The sequence below is a fragment of the Streptacidiphilus anmyonensis genome (assembly GCF_000787855.1).
GTDB classification, from domain to species: domain Bacteria; phylum Actinomycetota; class Actinomycetes; order Streptomycetales; family Streptomycetaceae; genus Streptacidiphilus; species Streptacidiphilus anmyonensis.
Genome location: NZ_BBPQ01000020.1, coordinates 40,049 through 57,568 on the forward strand (window position 1 = coordinate 40,049; position 17,520 = coordinate 57,568).

Annotated in this window: 4 protein-coding genes; 3 read left to right on the forward strand and 1 reads right to left on the reverse strand. The window is 74.2% G+C overall.

Annotated features, from left to right (window positions below):
- Window positions 1-217: 217 nt before the first annotated feature.
- The 3 genes from TR50_RS19235 to TR50_RS19245 are packed head-to-tail and all read left to right on the forward strand — an operon-like array spanning window position 218 to window position 3,702.
- Window positions 218-1,273, forward strand: a complete 1,056-nt coding sequence (locus TR50_RS19235) for an ABC transporter ATP-binding protein (RefSeq protein ID WP_201776843.1) — start codon at window positions 218-220, stop codon at window positions 1,271-1,273.
- Window positions 1,270-2,112 carry an ABC transporter permease gene (locus TR50_RS19240; protein WP_236654482.1) on the forward strand — a complete coding sequence of 281 codons (843 nt, stop codon included), beginning with the start codon at window positions 1,270-1,272 and terminating at the stop codon, window positions 2,110-2,112. The genes TR50_RS19235 and TR50_RS19240 overlap by 4 nt, the downstream gene beginning before the upstream one ends.
- A 24-nt stretch (window positions 2,113-2,136) precedes the next feature.
- Entirely contained in the window at window positions 2,137-3,702 is a 1,566-nt protein-coding gene (locus tag TR50_RS19245; protein ID WP_201776844.1) for an ArnT family glycosyltransferase, read from the forward strand.
- Between the two features lie 398 nt (window positions 3,703-4,100).
- On the opposite strand, the gene TR50_RS19255 is transcribed toward TR50_RS19245, so the two are convergent.
- On the reverse strand, window positions 4,101-17,520 hold a 13,420-nt coding region (locus tag TR50_RS19255), incomplete at its 5' end, for a type I polyketide synthase (protein WP_236654483.1).

Here is a 17,520-nt window from a genome sequence, read left to right on the forward strand (position 1 = left end):
GGCCGGAAGCATCCCCTACCCTCCCCCTAGCCCCCCTGTTCCAGGGGGCGGCGAATCAGGGGAGGCATGCCCGAGCGGCGCCCATGCTATACATGGTCCACGCAATTCCGTGTCCCATTTCATCCGGCGCATGACGTCGTATCAGGATGCGCGTGAACTCATCGCCGCGCAGCTCTCATGCCGCCGTTGTCGCGTCCCGGCCGATTCGCAGGCATCAATGAATACAGCACGCGCACCACACGACGTGGATTCCGCCGTCGTCGTCGACCGGCTGGTCAAGAGATATCGCAATCGCGAACACCCCGCGGTGGACGACCTCAGCTTCCGGGTCAGTCCCGGAGAGGTCTTCGGCCTGCTCGGCCCGAACGGCGCCGGCAAGTCGACCACGATCGGCGTCATGACGACGCGGGTGGCCCCGACCTCGGGGCGGGTCACCATCCTCGGGGTCGACGTGGCGGCCGACCCGGCCACCGCCCACCGCACGTTCGCGGTCGTCCCGCAGCGCATCAACCTCGACCGCTCCCTGACGATCCGCCAGAACCTCCTCTTCCATGCCGGCTACCACGGCATGCGCCGGGCCGAACGCGCCCGGCTCGCGGACGGGAGCCTGGAGTGGGTCGGCCTCACCGACCACGGCAAGGCCCGGGTGGACGAGCTGTCCGGCGGCCAGGCCCAGCGGGTGATGATCGCCCGCGCGCTGATGCACCGACCTCGGGTGCTCTTCCTGGACGAGCCGGCCACCGGCCTGGACCCGCAGTCCCGTCTCTTCATCCACGAGCGGGTCGCCGAACTGAGCGCCGGCGGAGTCACCGTGGTGATCACCACGCACGACATGGAGGAGGCCGCCAAGCTCTGCGACCGGGTCGGCATCGTCGACCACGGCAAGCTGCTGGCGCTCGACTCACCCCGGGCGCTGACCGAGTCGCTGCGCGGCACCGGCAGCCTGACGGTCTCGCTGCGCACCCCCGACCCTGAGGGGCGCAACGACGTGGTCCGCGCGCTGGAGAAGATCGCCGGAATCGAACGGGTCGAGCCCGTCGGGCCCGCCGACGCCGGCACCGGCACCGGCACCGACCAGGACGATGCCGCAGCCGCCGAACCCGCCCCGAACGCCGTGCGGCTGAGGATCTACACCGCCGGGCGACCGACGGCCGCGCTGCCGGCCGTCGTCGGCGTGCTCACCGACCTGCACTGCGACCTCGACGACGTGTCCCTCGGCAAGCTGACCCTGGAGGACGTCTTCATCGAACTGACCGGGAGAGAACTCCGTTGAGCAGCACCGCACCCACCCTGCCCCTCAGCGGCGGCGACCGCCACGGCGCCGCCCGCCCCGGTGCCTCCGCGGCCCGCGCGTTCTTCTTCATCCTCTGGCGGGACGTCTTCGTGACAGGCCGTGAACTGGTGCCGTTCCTGGCCCAGGTCGTGGTGGAGCCGTTCTTCATGCTGTTCGTCTTCGGCAAGGTCCTGACCGGTCTCGGCTACGCGGGCCACGGCTTCCAGCAGGTGCTGCTGCCGGGCGTGGTGGCGCTGAGCGCCTTCCTGGTGGCCCTGCAGAACACGGCCTTCCCGCTCATCGTGGACTTCTCGTTCACCAAGGAGATCGAGGACCGGCTGCTCTCCCCGATCCCGCTCGCCCTGGTCGCCGTCGAGAAGCTGGTCTTCGGCGCGCTCCGCGGCATGATCGCCGCCGCGGTGATGGTCCCGATCGGCTTCCTGCTGCTGGACGACGTGTCCTGGCCGCTGTCGAGTCTGCTGCCGGTCACCGGTGTGCTCGTGCTCGGCTCGCTGGCCGGCGCCACGCTCGGCATGACCATCGGCACGGCCGTCGAGTCGCGGCACATCAGCATCATCATCACGGTGGTGCTGACCCCGCTGATGTTCACCGGTGCCACCCAGTTCCCGTGGTTCGGCCTCGCGAGCATGCGGCCGTTCCAGGTGATCTGCGCGCTCAACCCGCTGACCTACGTCAGCGAGGGGATGCGGGCCGCCCTGATCCCGCGCTCGCAGCTGCACTCGATCCCGCTCTGGGCCGACGCCGTCGCGCTCACGGCGGCCTGCCTGCTGTACGGGCTGCTCGGCATCCGCGGCTTCCGCAAGCGAGCACTGGACTGACCACCGTGGAGGAGTGGAGAAACCGTGACCCAAGCAACTGACCCCGCCGCGACCGCGGCCCAGGCGACAGGGCCCGCGCCTGGTCCGGAGTCGTCGGCGTCCGGACGGCCGCCGAACGGCTGCGAACCGTTCGCCCTGCGGCCGGTGGCGATCATCGCCGGCGTCCTGACCCTGGCCCTGCTGGCGACCAGCGCCCGATACGGCTACTACGGCGACGAGTTGTACTTCCTCGCCGCCGGAAAGCACCTGTCCTGGGGATACGTCGACCAGCCGCCGCTGGTGCCGCTGCTCTCGCACGCCCTGGACGGGCTCGCCCCGGGCAACCTGGTCGTCCTGCGACTGCCCGCCACCCTGCTGAGCGGGCTGGGCGTGGTGCTCTGCGCCCTGACAGCCCGGGAGTTGGGCGGACAGCGGCGCGCCCAACTGCTCGCCGCGGGCGCGTTCGCCGTGTCGCCGATCGTGGTGGTCTTCGGCCACCTGCTGATCACCCCGACCCTGGACGTCTTCTTCTGGACGCTGATCAGCTGGCTGCTGGTGCGCTGGATCCGGCTGCGCGACGACAGGCTGCTGCTCTGGCTCGGCCTCGCCGCGGCGCTGGGCCTGCAGAACAAGTACCTGGTCGGCGTCTTCCTGCTGGCCCTGCTGGTCGCGGTGGCCGCCGTGGGCCCGCGTGAGCTGCTCACCCGGCCCGCGCTGTGGGTGGCCGGCGCTTTCACGGTGCTGGCGACGACGCCGAGCCTTCTGTGGCAGGCCCAGCACGGCTGGCCGCAGTCGCAGATGACCAGCGTGATCGCCGCCGAGGACGACCGCCTCTTCGGCGGCCAGGCGCTCTTCCTGCCGCTCGCGTTGGCCTTCGCCGGCTTCCCGCTGCTGATTCTGCTGTGCGCGGGTCTGTGGCGGCTGCTGCGGATGGAGGAACTGCGCGCCTACCGCTTCCTCGGCTGGGCCGCCGTCGGCACGACGGCGTTCTTCCTCGTGACCGATGGCCGGCAGTACTACGTCGCGGGGCTGTTCCCGGTCCTCTGGGCCGCGGGCGCGGTCTCGCTCCAGTACCGGCCGGCCGCGCGCGGCTGGCGCTGGGCGTTCAGCCGGGTCGCCTTCGTGATCTCCGCGCTGGTCGCCGTGGCCGAGTTGCCGCTCTACCCGCTCGGCTCGGCCACCGGCGCCCTGCAGGCCGTCAACTTCGCCGCCGCCGACACCATCGGCTGGCCGCAGCTGTCCCGCACGGTCGCCGCCGCGTACCGCGCGCTTCCCGCTGACGAGCGGCGACAGGCCGTCGTCGTCACCGACACGTTCTGGGCCGAGGGCGCGCTGGAACACTACGGTCCGACCCTCCGCCTGCCGAAGGCCTACAGCCCGCAGCGCGGCGCCTGGTACTTCGGGCCCCCGCCGGACACCGCCGGCGTCGTGCTGTACGTCGGCGGCGACGAGTCCAAACTGCGCGCCGAGTTCACCTCCGTGCGCCGGGTGGGCACCGTCGACAACGGCTACGGGGTGAAGAACAGCCAGCAGGGCAAGCCGCTCTGGCTCTGCCAGGGACCGCACACGCCGTGGTCCAAGCTCTGGCCCTCCCTACGCGAACTCGCCTGACCCCAGCCCCTCCTCACTGCGGCCCGCCGGCACCCGCCGGCGGGCCGCAGTGCGTTCCGGGGACGGGTGCGACAGGGGCGGCTTCGCTTCAGAAGGATGGCTCAGCGGGCGCGGGGCGTACACGTAGGCCACCGCCCCGGGTCTACCGAGACCTCGTAGTAGTCCTCGGCGAACCGTTGGAACGCTTCCAGCGAGCGGTCGACCAGGAGCTCGAACAGGTACGTCGCCCCGTCGGGGTCAACCCTCCCCTCGGGGAAGTCGATCGCCCCGTGGTGCCACACCGACACTTCACCAGTCGGCCGCAGCGGAGAAACAACCGTCCCCTTGGACCGGGACGGTGCTTCGGTCCAAGGGGACGGTCGGTCTTTCGGGCGCCTGGACGCCCCGACCCGGGAGGGTCAGGACAGGCCCAGCTCCTCGTCCAGCAGGCTGAAGAGCTCGTCGGCCGTGGCCGACTCGAGCTCGGCCTCAGCCGCCGGGTCGGAGGCCGACGCGGACTGCTGGCTGCCGGATTCGGTCCACATCGACAGCAGGGTGCGCAGGCGGGTGGTGACGGTCCGGCGCTCCTCGTCGTCGGCGTCGAGGGTGGAGAGGATCGACTCGAGGCGGTCCAGCTCCGCCCCGATCGGGAGGGCCGGAGCGCTGGTCGGCTCGTCCTGGCGGGTCTCCTCGCGCAGGTAGCCGGCCAGGGCCACCGGTGTCGGGTAGTCGAAGATCAGCGTGACCGGCAGCCTCAGCCCGGCCAGCGTGCCCAGGCGGTTGCGAAGGTCGACGGCGGTCAGCGAGTCGAAGCCCAGCTCGACGAAGCCGCGTTCCGGCTCGATCGCCCCCGCGTTGCCGTAGCCCAGCACCGCGGCCACCTGCCCGCGCACCAGGTCCAGCAGCAGGCGGTCCCGCTCGGCGTCCGGCAGGCCGCGCAACTGCTCGACCAGGGAACGCTCTTCGGCCGTCGCCGCACCGCGTGAACCGGCACCGGCCGTGGCGGCCGGGCGGCGGGCCGGGATCCGGACCAGGCCGCGCAGCAGGTGCGGCACCAGGTCGGGATCGCCGTGGGCGCGCAGCACCGCCGCGTCCAGGCGCATCGGGACCAGCACCGGATCCGCCGACCCGACGGCCAGGTCGAAGAGTTCCAGCCCCTCCTTCGGCGGCAGCGGAGCGAACCCGGCCCGGACCAGCCGGGCCACGTCCGCCTCGCCCAGGCCTCCGGCCATGCCGCCGCTCGTCTCCCACAGGCCCCAGGCAAGCGAACCGGCCGCCAGGCCCCGCGCCGTGCGGTGCTGGGCCAGTGCGTCCAGGAAGGCGTTGGCGGCGGCGTAGTTGGCCTGCCCCGACCCGCCGAAGACTCCTGCGGACGAGGAGAACAGGACGAAGGAGGAGAGTTCCTGGTGCTGGGTCAGCTCGTGGAGGTTCCAGGCCGCGTCCACCTTGGGACGCAGGACGGCTTCCAGGCGCTCCGGAGACAGCGCGGAGAGCACTCCGTCGTCGAGCACGCCCGCGGTGTGGACCACGGCGGTCAGCGGACGGTCGGCCGGCACCGTGGCCAGCAGCGCCGCGAGCGCCTCCCGGTCGGCCGCGTCGCACGCGGCGACCTCGACCTCGACCCCGGCGCCCGACTCGGCGAGCTCGGACAGCAGTTCCGCCACACCGGGTGCGTCGGCGCCGCGCCGGCTGGTGAGCAGCAGGTGCCGGGCACCGTGCTCGACCACCAGGTGCCGGGCCACCAGCGCGCCCAGCGCGCCGGTGCCGCCGGTGATCAGGACGGTGCCGAACGGGTCGAGCAGCGTCGCCCGCTCGGTCGGCGCGGCCGGCACCCGGCCCAGCCGGAAGCCGTACAGCTCACCCGCCCGGACGGCGACCTGCGGCTCGCCGGAGGCGAGGGCCGCCGGCAGGACACGCCAGGGGTCGGCGTCGGCGTCCAGGTCGACCAGGACGATCCGGCCGGGGTTCTCGCTCTGCGCCGAACGCAGCAACCCCCAGGCCGCGGCGTGCACCAGGTCGGTGACGTCCGCGCCCTCGTCGGTCGCGACCGCACCCCGGGTGACGACCACCAGCGGCGTGTCGGCGAGCCGGTCCTCGGCCAGCCAGGCCTGGGCGAGTTCCAGGACGCCCCGGACGGCCGCCCTCGTCGCCTCGGGCACATCCGTCGCGGCGACCTCCGGTGCGAGACACGGGACGACCACCGCCTCGGGCAGGTCCCCCGCCGCCAACAACGCGTCGAGATCGCGGTGCATCGGAATGCCCACGGCCTCGGGGTGCTCGCCCAGCACCGCCCAATGCCCGGTCGGCGCACCGGCAACAGCCGGCAGCGTCACCCACTCGGGGCGGAACAGCGACTCGTGGAACGCGGCCTGTGCGGCCTGGAGCTGCTCCGCCGACACCGCGCGCAGCACCAGAGCGTCCACCGACGCCACCGGACGACCAGTCTCGTCCGCCAGCTCCAGCGACACCCCGTCCGCCCCTGCGGAGGTCAACCTCACGCGCAGCGCCGAAGCGCCGACCGCGTGCAGCCGGACCCCGTTCCAGGAGAACGGCAGCCTGGCCCGCCCGGCGTCCTGGTCGGCCTGAGCCACGACGCCACCCAGGCCCACGCCGTGCAGGGCGGCGTCGAGCAGCGCCGGATGCAGACCGAACGCCGAACCGTCCAGCCGCTGCCCGTCCAGCTCCTGCGCGCCACGGCCCGGCCCTGTCGGCGCGGGCTGGATCTCGACGAAGACCTCGCCGTCGCGTCGCCAGGCCCGGCGGAGCCCTCGGAAGAGCGGGCCGTACTCCAGTCCGGCCGCTGCCGCACCCTCGTAGAGACCGCTGGTGTCGACCGGCTCGGCGTCGGCCGGCGGCCACTCGGCGAAGTCGAAACCGGCGGGCTGCGCCCCGGAGGCGAGCAGGCCGGTCGCGTGCCGGATCCACGGTTCCGCGTCCGGCGCGTCCTCCAGCCGCGAGTACAGGCTCAGCGGACGGCAGCCCGACGCGTCCGGCGCACCGACCGTCACCCGCAGCTGGACGCCACCGCGCTCGGGCAGGACCAGCGGCGCGGCCAGGGTCAGCTCCTCCAGCAGGTCGCAACCGACCTGCTCACCGGCCCGCACGGCCAGCTCGACGAAGGCCGTCCCCGGCAGCAGCACCGAGCCCATGACGGCGTGGTCGGCCAGCCACGGCTGCGTGGAGAGCGCGAGCCGACCGGTGAACACGAACCCGGAGGCGTCCGGCAGCTCGACCGCCGCACCGAGCAGCGGGTGGCCGGTCGGCTCGACGCCGACCGTGGCCAGGTCGCCGACGGAGATGCCCATGTCCAGCCAGTAGCGGTCCTTCTGGAAGGCGTAGGTGGGCAGGTCGACGCGCCGGGCGTCCGCCCCCGCGAAGACCGCCTCCCAGTCCAGCTTGGCACCGCGGGTGTGCAGGTGGGCGAGGGCGGTGGTGAAGGTCTCCGCCTCGGCGCGGTCGCGGCGCAGCACCGGCGCGAACGCGGTGCCGTCCTCGGTCACGCAGTCCTGGCCGAGCGCGGAGAGCGTGCCGTCCGGGCCGAGCTCCAGGAAGGTGCGGACGCCCTCGCGCTCCAGTGCCTCGACGGCGTCGCGGAAGCGGACGGCCTCGCGCACGTGGCGCACCCAGTACGCGGGCGAGGTCAGGTCGGCGGACCGGTCCAGCGTCGAGACGATCGGCACCTGGGGCTCGTGGAAGGCCAGGCCCTCGACCACCGCACGGAACTCGTCCAGCATCGGGTCCATCAAGGGCGAGTGGAAGGCATGACTGACCGTCAGCTGCTTGGTCTTCCGCCCGTCGGCCGCCAACCGCTCGGCCACAGCCAGCACTGCCGCCTCGGCGCCCGAGATCACCACCGAGGTCGGGCCGTTGACAGCGGCGATCCCGACCTCGTCGGTGAGCAGCGGCAGCACCTCGCCCTCGGCGGCTTGGACCGCCACCATCACGCCACCGTCGGGCAGCGCCTGCATCAACCGACCGCGCGCCGCCACCAACTTGGCAGCGTCCGCGAGCGACAACACCCCGGCCACATGGGCGGCCGCGATCTCACCGATCGAATGACCCGCGAGGAAGTCCGGCCGCACGCCCCACGACTCCACGAGCCGGAACAGCGCCACCTCAAGAGCGAACAACGCCGGCTGCGTGCCCGCCGTCTCGTCGATCCGCTCCCCGCCGAAGACGACCTCCCGCAGCGGCAGGCCCAGCTGCCCGTCCAGCGCCTCGCCCACCGCGTCGAACGCCGCCGCGAACACCGGGAACGCCTCGTACAGCTCACGGCCCATCCCGGCCCGCTGGCTCCCCTGACCGGTGAACAGGAACGCTGTCCGCCCACCGGTGACGGACCCCTGGACCAGGCCGGCCCCGGGCGCGTCGCCGGCCGCCAGCGCCTCCAGTCGGAGCAGGAACTCCTCCCGGTCGGCGGCCACCAGGACCGCCCGCTGCTCCAGCGCGGCACGCGTGGTCGCCAGCGAGTAGCCGACGTCGGCCGGCCGCAGCTCGGGCCGGTCCGCGACCAGCGCGTGCAGCCGCGCCGCCTGCGCCCGCAGCGCGGGCTCCCCCTTCGCCGACAGCACCCAGGGAACCAGCGCCGCCGGTGCGGCCGGCCCGGTCGGTGCGGCGACAGGGTCCGCGACTTCCGGCGCCTGTTCCAGCACCGTGTGCGCGTTGGTGCCGCTGATCCCGAAGGAGGAGACCGCGACCCGGCGCGGCCGCCCGGTCTCCGGCCAGCTCCGCGCCTCGGTGAGCAGCTCCACCGCACCGGCCGCCCAGTCCACCTGCGCCGACGGCTCGTCCACGTGCAGCGTCTTCGGCAGCACGCCGTGGCGCATCGCCATGACCATCTTGATCACACCGGCGACGCCCGAGGCCGCCTGGGTGTGGCCCAGGTTCGACTTCACCGAGCCCAGCCACAGCGGCCGGTCGGCGGCGTGCTCGCGCCCGTAGGTGGCCAGCAGCGCCTGCGCCTCGATCGGGTCGCCCAGCGAGGTGCCCGTGCCGTGCGCCTCGACCGCGTCGACCTCGTCGGCCGTCACGCCCGCGTTGGCCAGCGCGGCGCGGATCACCCGCTGCTGCGACGGACCGTTGGGAGCCGTCAGGCCGTTGCTCGCGCCGTCCTGGTTCACGGCCGAGCCACGCACGACCGCCAGCACCGGGTGACCGTTGCGGCGCGCGTCCGACAGCCGCTCCACCAGCAGCATGCCCGCGCCCTCGCCCCAGCCGGTGCCGTCCGCCGCGGCCGCGAAGGACTTGCAGCGGCCGTCGCGGGCCAGGCCGCGCTGGCGGCTGAACTCGACGAACGTGCCGGGGGTGAACATCACGGTGACGCCACCGGCCAGCGCCATCGTGCACTCGCCGCTGCGCAGCGCCTGGACCGCCAGGTGCAGGGCCACCAGCGAGGACGAACAGGCCGTGTCCACGGTCACCGCCGGGCCTTCGAGGCCGAAGGTGTAGGCGACGCGTCCGGAGACGACGCTGCTGGAGCTGCCGGTGCCGAGGTAGCCCTCGACCTCGTCGGGAGCAGCCCGCAGCCGGGTGCCGTAGTCGTGGTACATCACGCCCGCGAAGACGCCGACGGAGCTGCCGCGCATGGCGGCCGGGTCGATGCCGGCCCGCTCGAAGGCCTCCCAGGTGGTCTCCAGCAGCAGCCGCTGCTGCGGGTCCATGGCCAGCGCCTCGCGCGGGCTGATGCCGAAGAAGGCCGGGTCGAAGTAGCTGGAGTCGTGCAGGAAGCCGCCCTCGCGGGTGTACGAGGTGCCGGGGTGGTCCGGGTCCGGGTCGTACAGCGCGTCCAGGTCCCAGCCGCGGTCGGTGGGGAAGGTCGAGATCCCGTCGCGTTCCTCGGCGATCAGCCGCCACAGCTCCTCGGGCGAGCTCACCCCGCCCGGGTAGCGGCAGGCCATCGCGACGATGGCGATCGGGTCGTCGGCCTCACCGGCCGCCCGTGCGGTGGTCTGCGCCCGGGCGGTCTCGGCCGGCGCGCCGAGCAGTTCGTCGCGCAGATGGCTGCTGAGCGCGGTCGGGTTGGGGTAGTCGAAGACCAGCGTGGCGGGCAGCCGCAGACCGGTGGCGGTGGCCAGCCGGTTGCGCAGTTCGACCGCGGTCAGCGAGTCGAAGCCCAGCTCCTTGAAGGCGCGTTCGGCGTCGACGGCTTCGGCTCCGGCGTAGCCGAGGACCGCGGCGATCTGCCGGCGGACCAGGTCGAGCAGCGCCTGCCGCTGCTCGCCGACGGCCAGCGGGGCCACGCGGGCGACGAGCTCGGACTCGCCGGAGGCAGCGCCGGCGCCCGCCGACTCCACGGCCCGGCGCAGCGGGACGCGGACCAGGCCCCGCAACAGCGGGGGAACCCCCGATCCGGCTGCCGCCTGCTCCCGCAGGGTGGCGGTCCGCACGTGCATCGGCACCAGGACGGCGTCCTCGCCGCCGTCTCGCAGGGCGGCGTCGAAGAGGGCCAGGCCCTCGGCCGAGCTGAGTGCGCCGAGGCCCGAACGCTCCATCCGGGCGCGGTCGTTGTCGTCCAGGTGACCGCTGACTCCGCTGCTCTGGGCCCAGAGGCCCCAGTCCAGCGACGTGGCCGCCTGGCCCGCGGCGCGGCGGTGCCGGGCGAGCGCGTCCAGGAAGGCGTTGGCCGCGGCGTAGTTGCCCTGCCCGGGACCGCCGAAGAGACCGGCGGCCGAGGAGAAGAGCACGAACGCCGACAGGTCCAGCCCGGCGGTCAGCTCGTGCAGGTTCCAGGCGCCGTCGGCCTTGGGCCGGAGCACCCCTTCGACCCGCTCGGGGGTGAGCGCGGAGAGCACGCCGTCGTCGGTGACGCCCGCGGTGTGCACCACGGCCGTCAGCGGACGCCGCAGCGAGCCCAGCAGCCCGGCCAGCGCCTCGCGGTCGGCCGCGTCGCAGGCCGCGATCTCCACCTCGGCGCCCAGCGCGGCCAGCTCGGTGCGGAGTTCGGCCGCGCCGGGGGCGTCGACGCCGCGCCGGCTGGTGAGCAGCAGGTGCCGGACGCCGTGCTCGGTCACCAGGTGCCGGGCGAGCAGCGCGCCGAGCGCGCCGGTGCCGCCGGTGACCAGGACCGTCCCTTCCGGATCGAGGACGGGGGCCTCGGCCGCCGTGTCCTCCACCCTGGCCAGTCGCAGCGCGTACGCCACGCCCTCACGGACCGCCAGCTGCGGCTCCTCCGCCGTCAGGGCGACGGTCAGGGCCCGCTGCGAGTCCGCATCCGCATCGGCGTCGACCAGGACGATCCGCCCCGGGTTCTCGGTCTGCGCCGAGCGCAGCAGCCCCCAGGCCGCGGCGTGGGGCAGGTCGGTGACGTCCGCGTCCGCGGCGGTGGCCACCGCGCCGCGGGTGAGCACCACGAGCGGGGTGTCGGCGAGCCGGTCCTCGGCCAGCCATGCCTGGGCGAGTGCGAGCACCCGGTTCACCGTCGCGCGCACCGCGTCGGGCACGTCCGGCCCGAGGTCCTCCGCGAAGCAGGGAACGACGACCGCCTCGGGCAGCGCCCCGTCCGCCAGCAGCGCGTCGAGGTCGGGGTACGCCACGACCTCGCCGCCGAACGCGCCCAGGACCTCGGCGTCGCCGCCCAGCACCGCCCAACGTCCGGTCGCCGCCGCGACGGCGGTGGGCAGGGCCACCCACTCCGGACGGAACAGCGACTCGTGGAACGCGGCCCGCGCGGCGCGCACCTGCTCGGCCGAGACCGCCCGCAGCACCAGCGCGTCCACGGACGCGACCGGACGACCGGCCTCGTCCGCCAGCTCCAGCGAGACACCGTCCGCTCCCGCCGGCGTCAACCGCACCCGAAGGGCCGACGCGCCGACCGCGTACAGCGACACGCCCGTCCAGGAGAACGGCAGCCTGCCCTGCCAGTCGGTGTCGCCGGCGCCGGCCAGGCCGAGCGCGTGCAGGGCGGAGTCGAGCAGCGCCGGGTGCAGCCCGAACTGGCCCGCGTCGGCCTCGGCCTGCTGCGGCAGGCGCACCTCGGCGAAGACCTCGCCGTCGCGCCGCCAGGCCCGGCGCAGGCCCTGGAAGACGGGGCCGTAGTCGAAGCCGAGCTCGATCAGCTCCTGATAGCGGCCGTTGAGGTCGACCTCCGTCGCGCCGGACGGCGGCCACAGCTCCGAGCCGAGGTCGAACCCGGCCGGTCGCGCACCGGAGGCGAGCAGACCGGTCGCGTGCCGGGTCCACAGCTCTTCGGCCGGGACGTCCTCCCGACGCGAGTGCAGGCTGAGCGCACGGCGACCGCTCGGGTCCGCCGCCGCGACGGTGAGGCGCAGCTGCACCCCACCCTGCTCGGGCAGGACCAGCGGCGCGGCGAGCGTGAGCTCCTCCAGCAGGTCGCAGCCGACCTGCTCGCCCGCGCGCACGGCCAGCTCGACGAAGGCCGTCCCCGGCAGCAGCACCGAGCCCATCACGGCGTGGTCGGCCAGCCACGGATGAGTGGAGAGGGCGAGTCGGCCGGTGAACACGTAGCCGCCGGAGTCCGGCAGTTCGGCCGCAGCGCCGAGCAGCGGGTGGTCGGTGGTGCCGAGGCCGGCCATGGTGACGTCTCCGGCGCCGAGCGCCGGGACGTCGGGCCAGTAGTGCTCCCGCTGGAAGGCGTAGGTGGGCAGGTCGACCCGGCGGGCGCCCTGACCGGCGAAGACCGCGCGCCAGTCCACGGGCACGCCCTGGACGTACGCCTGGGCGAGCGCGCCGGTCAGCGTCCGCGCCTCGGGACGACCCGCGCGCAGCGCCGCCGCGAACACCGCCCCCGGCTCGGCCACGCACTCCGGCCCGAGCGCCGACAGCACCCCGTCCGGTCCCAACTCCAGGAAGGTGGTGACGCCTTGGCGCTCCATCGTGCGCACGGCGTCGAGGAAGCGCACGGCTTCCCTGACGTGTCGCACCCAGTACTCGGGGTCGGTCGGGGCCGCCGCCTGGTCCAGCGTCGAGACGATCGGAATCCGCGGCGGGTGGAACTCCAGCTCCTGCGCGACCGCGCGGAACTCGGCCAGCATCGGGTCCATCAGCGGCGAGTGGAAGGCGTGGCTGACGGTCAGCCGCTTGGTCTTCCGTCCCTGCTCGGCGAGCTGCGCGGTCACCTCCAGCACCGCCGCCTCGGCGCCCGAGAGCACCACCGACGACGGCCCGTTGACGGCCGCGATCCCCACCTGGTCGGTGAGCAGCGGCAGCACCTCGTCCTCGGACGCCTGCACCGCCACCATCACACCGCCCGAGGGCAGTTGCTGCATCAACCGACCACGCGCCGCCACCAGCTTCGCCGCATCGGCGAGCGACAGCACACCCGCGACATGCGCGGCGGCCAGCTCGCCGATCGAGTGCCCGGCCAGCACGTCCGGACGCAGGCCCCACGACTCGACCAGACGGAACAGCGCCACCTCGACCGCGAACAGCGCGGGCTGCGCGTAGCCCGTCCGGTGGATCAGATCGCCCTCGGACGCGAAGACGACGTCCCGCAGCGGGCGGTCCAGGTGCTGGTCCAGGTGCGCGAGGACCTCGTCCAGCGCGTCCGCGAAAACGGGGTGGATCCCGTAGAGCTCCGCGCCCATGCCGAGACGCTGGCTGCCCTGGCCGGTGAAGAGGAAAGCCGTCCGACCCAGCCCGGCGGCGCCCTCGACCAGCTCCGGCGCCTCCTCCCCCGCGGCCAGCGCGGTCAGCGCCCGCAGGTGGCCCGCGAGGTCGTCGGCCACCACGACGGCCCGGTGCTCCAGCGCGGCGCGGGTGGTCGCCAGCGAGAAACCGACGTCGACGGGGCGCGCCTCGGGCTGCTCCGCCAGCCGGTCACGCAGCCGCTGCGCCTGTGCCCGGAGCGCTGCCGCGTCACGCGCGGAGAGCGGCCACGGCACGACGGGCGCCGTCACGGTGGCCTCGACGACCGGTTCTTCGGCGGCCTCCGGCTGCTGCTCGACGATCACGTGCGCGTTGGTCCCGCTGACGCCGAACGACGACACCGCCGCCCGGCGCGGACGCCCGGTCGCGGGCCACTCGCGTGCCTCGGTCAGCAGCTCGACCGCGCCCGCCGACCAGTCGATGTGCGTCGACGGCTGGTCCACGTGCAGGGTCTGCGGCAGCACGCCGTGCTGCATCGCCAGCACCATCTTGATGACGCCCGCGACACCGGCCGCGGCCTGGGTGTGCCCGATGTTGGACTTCACCGACCCCAGCCACAGGGGGTGTTCACGGTCCTGGCCGTAGGTGGCCAGCAGCGCCTGGGCCTCGATCGGGTCGCCCAGCGAGGTGCCCGTGCCGTGCGCCTCGACCGCGTCGACCTCGGCGGCCGTCAGCCCGGCCGAGGCCAGCGCCTGCCGGATCACCCGCTGCTGCGACGGACCGTTCGGCGCGGTCAGACCGTTGCTGGCGCCGTCCTGGTTCACGGCACTGCCGCGCACGACCGCCAGCACCGGGTGCCCGTTGCGCCGCGCGTCGGAGAGCCGCTCGACGAGCAGCATACCGACGCCCTCACCCCAGCCGGTGCCGTCCGCCGCCTCGGCGAACGCCTTGCACCGGCCGTCGGCGGCGAGGCCGCGCTGACGACTGAAGTCGACGAACGCGCCCGGCGTGGACATCACGGTGACACCGCCGGCCAGAGCCAGCGAGCACTCACCGGCCCGCAGCGCCTGGATCGCCCAGTGCAGCGCGACCAGCGACGACGAGCACGCGGTGTCCACCGTCACCGCCGGGCCCTCCAGGCCCAGGCAGTACGCGACGCGTCCGGACATCACGCTCGCCGCGTTGCCGGTGCCGAGGAATCCCTCGGAACCGTCCGGCGCGCTCAGGATGAGCGGCAGGTAGTCCTGGCCGTTCGTGCCGGTGAAGACGCCCGTCCGGCTGCCGCGCAGGCCGGCCGGGTCGATACCGGCCCGCTCGAACGCCTCCCAGGACGTCTCCAGCAGCAGTCGCTGCTGCGGGTCCATCGCCAGCGCCTCGCGCGGCGAGATCCCGAAGAAGCCGGGGTCGAAGGCGCCGGCTTCGGCCAGGAAGCCGCCCTCGCGGACGTACGAGGTGCCGGGGTGCTCGGGGTCGGGGTCGTACAGGGCGTCCAGGTCCCAGCCGCGGTCGTCCGGGAATCCGGCAAGGGCGTCGGCACCGGCGGCCAGCAGCCGCCAGAGCTCCTCGGGCGAGGAGACCCCGCCGGGGAAGCGGCAGGCCATGCCGACGATGGCGATCGGGTCGTCGTCGTCCGCGCGGGCGGGGGCCGCCGCGGCCGGGGTGATCTCAGGTGCGGACCCGAGGAGTTCGCCGCAGAGCAGCTCGGCGAGCGCGGTGGCGTTGGGGTAGTCGAAGACCAGGGTCGCGGGCAGGCGCAGACCGGTGAGCGCGGCGAGCAGGTTGCGCAGCTCGACGGCGGTCAGCGAGTCGAAGCCCAACTCGCGGAAGGCGCGGGCCGGTTCGACGGCGTCCGAGTCCGGGTAGCCGAGCACGGCGGCCACCTGGGCGCGCACGAAGTCCAGGGCGAGGCGGCCGCGTTCGCCCTCGGTGGCGGCGGCCAGGCGCTGCCGCAGCGAGGAGCTGTCGGCCTCCTCGCCGTACTCCGCCTCCGCGTCGGCCAACGCCTTGACCGCCTCGGGCAGTTCGGCGAAGAGGGTGCTGGGCCTGATCGCGGTGTACTGGGGCGCGAAGCGGTCCCACAGGATGTCCACCACCAGCGAGAAGGTCTCGTCGTGGTCCAGCGCGTGCTGCATCGCGGCGACGGCCAGGTCCGGTGCCAGCGCCGGCACGCCGCCACGGCGCAGGCGCTCGGTGACCACGTCGTCCACCGCCATGCCGCCCTCGGCCCAGGCGCCCCACGCCATCGTGGTGGCGGGCAGACCGGCGGCCCGGCGCTGCTCGGCGAGCGCGTCCAGGAACGCGTTGGCGGCTGCGTAGTTGGCCTGGCCGGGGCCGCCGAAGGTGCCGGCGAAGGAGGAGAACATCACGAACGCCGACAGGTCAAGCCCGCGCGTCAGCTCGTCCAGGTTGACGGCCGCGTCGACCTTGGGCCGCAGCACACCGGCCAGCCGCTCCGGGGTCAGCGCGTCCAGCACGCCGTCGTCCAGCACACCGGCCGCGTGCACGACCGTGCTCAGCGGGTACTCGGCGGGCAGCGCCGCCAGCAGCTCGGCCAGCGCCGCCCGGTCGGAGACGTCACAGGCGGCGACGGTCACCCGTGCGCCCAGCGCGGTCAGTTCGGCTTCGAGCTCGGCCACACCCGCGGCGTTCCGGCCGCGCCGGCTGGTCAGCACCAGGTGCTCCGCGCCGGCTCGGGCCAGCCACCGGGCGACGTGCGCGCCGAGCGCGCCGGTGCCACCGGTGACCAGGGCGCTACCGCGCGGGGTCCAGCCCGCCGCCGGGGTCTCGCCGCCCTGTGCGCGCAGCAGGCGGCGGGCCAGCACGCCGGAGGGACGGATCGCCAGGTGGTCCTCGTCGCCGAGACCGCCGAGCACGGCGGCCAGCCGGGCGAGCGCGCGCTCGTCGGCCGTCTCGGGCAGGTCGACCAGACCGCCCCAGCGCTCCGGGTACTCCTGCGCCACGACCCGGCCGAGGCCCCAGACCTGGGCCTGACTCGGATGCTCCAGCCGGTCGGAGCGGCCGGTCGAGACCGCCCCACGCGTCGCGCACCACAGCGGCGCCTCGACGCCCGCGTCCCCGAGCGCCTGGACCAGCGCGAGGGTTCCGGAGAGGGCGGCGGGCACCGACGGAAGCCCGGGGTGCGGGCGGTCGTCCAGCGCGATCAGCGAGAGCACTCCGTCGACCGGCTCGCCGCCCTCGGGCAGCGCGGCGCGCAGCCGTTCGGCCAGCACGGCACGGTCGGCGGTCGTCGGCGCGTCGAACTCGACCCGGTGGACGGTCACGCCTCGCTGCAACAGGGCCCGGTCGGCGGCAGTGGACCACTCGTGGTCCAGCTGTCCGGCCGGAACCACCAGCAGCCAGTGGCCACTGACCGCTGCGCGAGGTGCCTCCGTGGTCGGCCGCCAGCCGATGCGGTAGCGCCAGCCGTCCACGGTGGAGCGGTCGCGGCTCTGCCGACGCCAGGCGGTCAGTGCCGGCAGCACCGAGCTCAGCGGCTGGTCGCCGTCCAGGTCCAGGGTGGCGGTGAGGGCCTGCAAGTCGCCGCTCTCGACGGCCGCCCAGAACTGCGCGTCCACCGCGTCGGCGCCGGCCGGACCGGCTGCCGCCGTCTCGGCCCAGGCGGCAGCGGTCGGCCAGTAGCGGCGATGCTGGAACGCGTAGCTGGGCAGGTCCACCCGGCGGGCGCCACGACCTGCGTAGAACGCCCGCCAGTCGACGGCCACGCCGCGCACCTGGGCCTGGGCGAGGGCGGTGGTGACCGTACGGGCCTCGGGACGGTCACGGCGCAGCACGGGCGCGAACACCGCGTCCTCGGTCACGCACGCCTGGCCGAGCGCGGAGAGCGTGCCGTCCGGGCCGAGCTCCAGGAAGGTGCGGACGCCCTCGCGCTCCAGGGTCTGCACGGCGTCGGCGAAGCGCACCGCCTCGCGGACGTGGCGCACCCAGTACGCGGGCGAGGTCAGGTCGGCGGACCGGTCCAGCGTCGAGACGATCGGAACCTGGGGCTCGTGGAACTCCAGCCCCTCGACCACCGCACGGAACTCGTCCAGCATCGGGTCCATCAGCGGCGAATGGAACGCGTGACTGACCGTCAGCCGCTTCGTCTTGCGTCCCTCGGCGGCCAGTCGGTCCGTGACCTCCAGCACGGCCTGCTCGGCACCCGAAACCACCACGGACGTCGGGCCGTTGACCGCCGCGATCCCCACCTCGTCGGTGAGCAGCGGCAGCACCTCGTCCTCGGACGCCTGCACCGCCACCATCGCACCACCCGACGGCAACGCCTGCATCAACCGACCA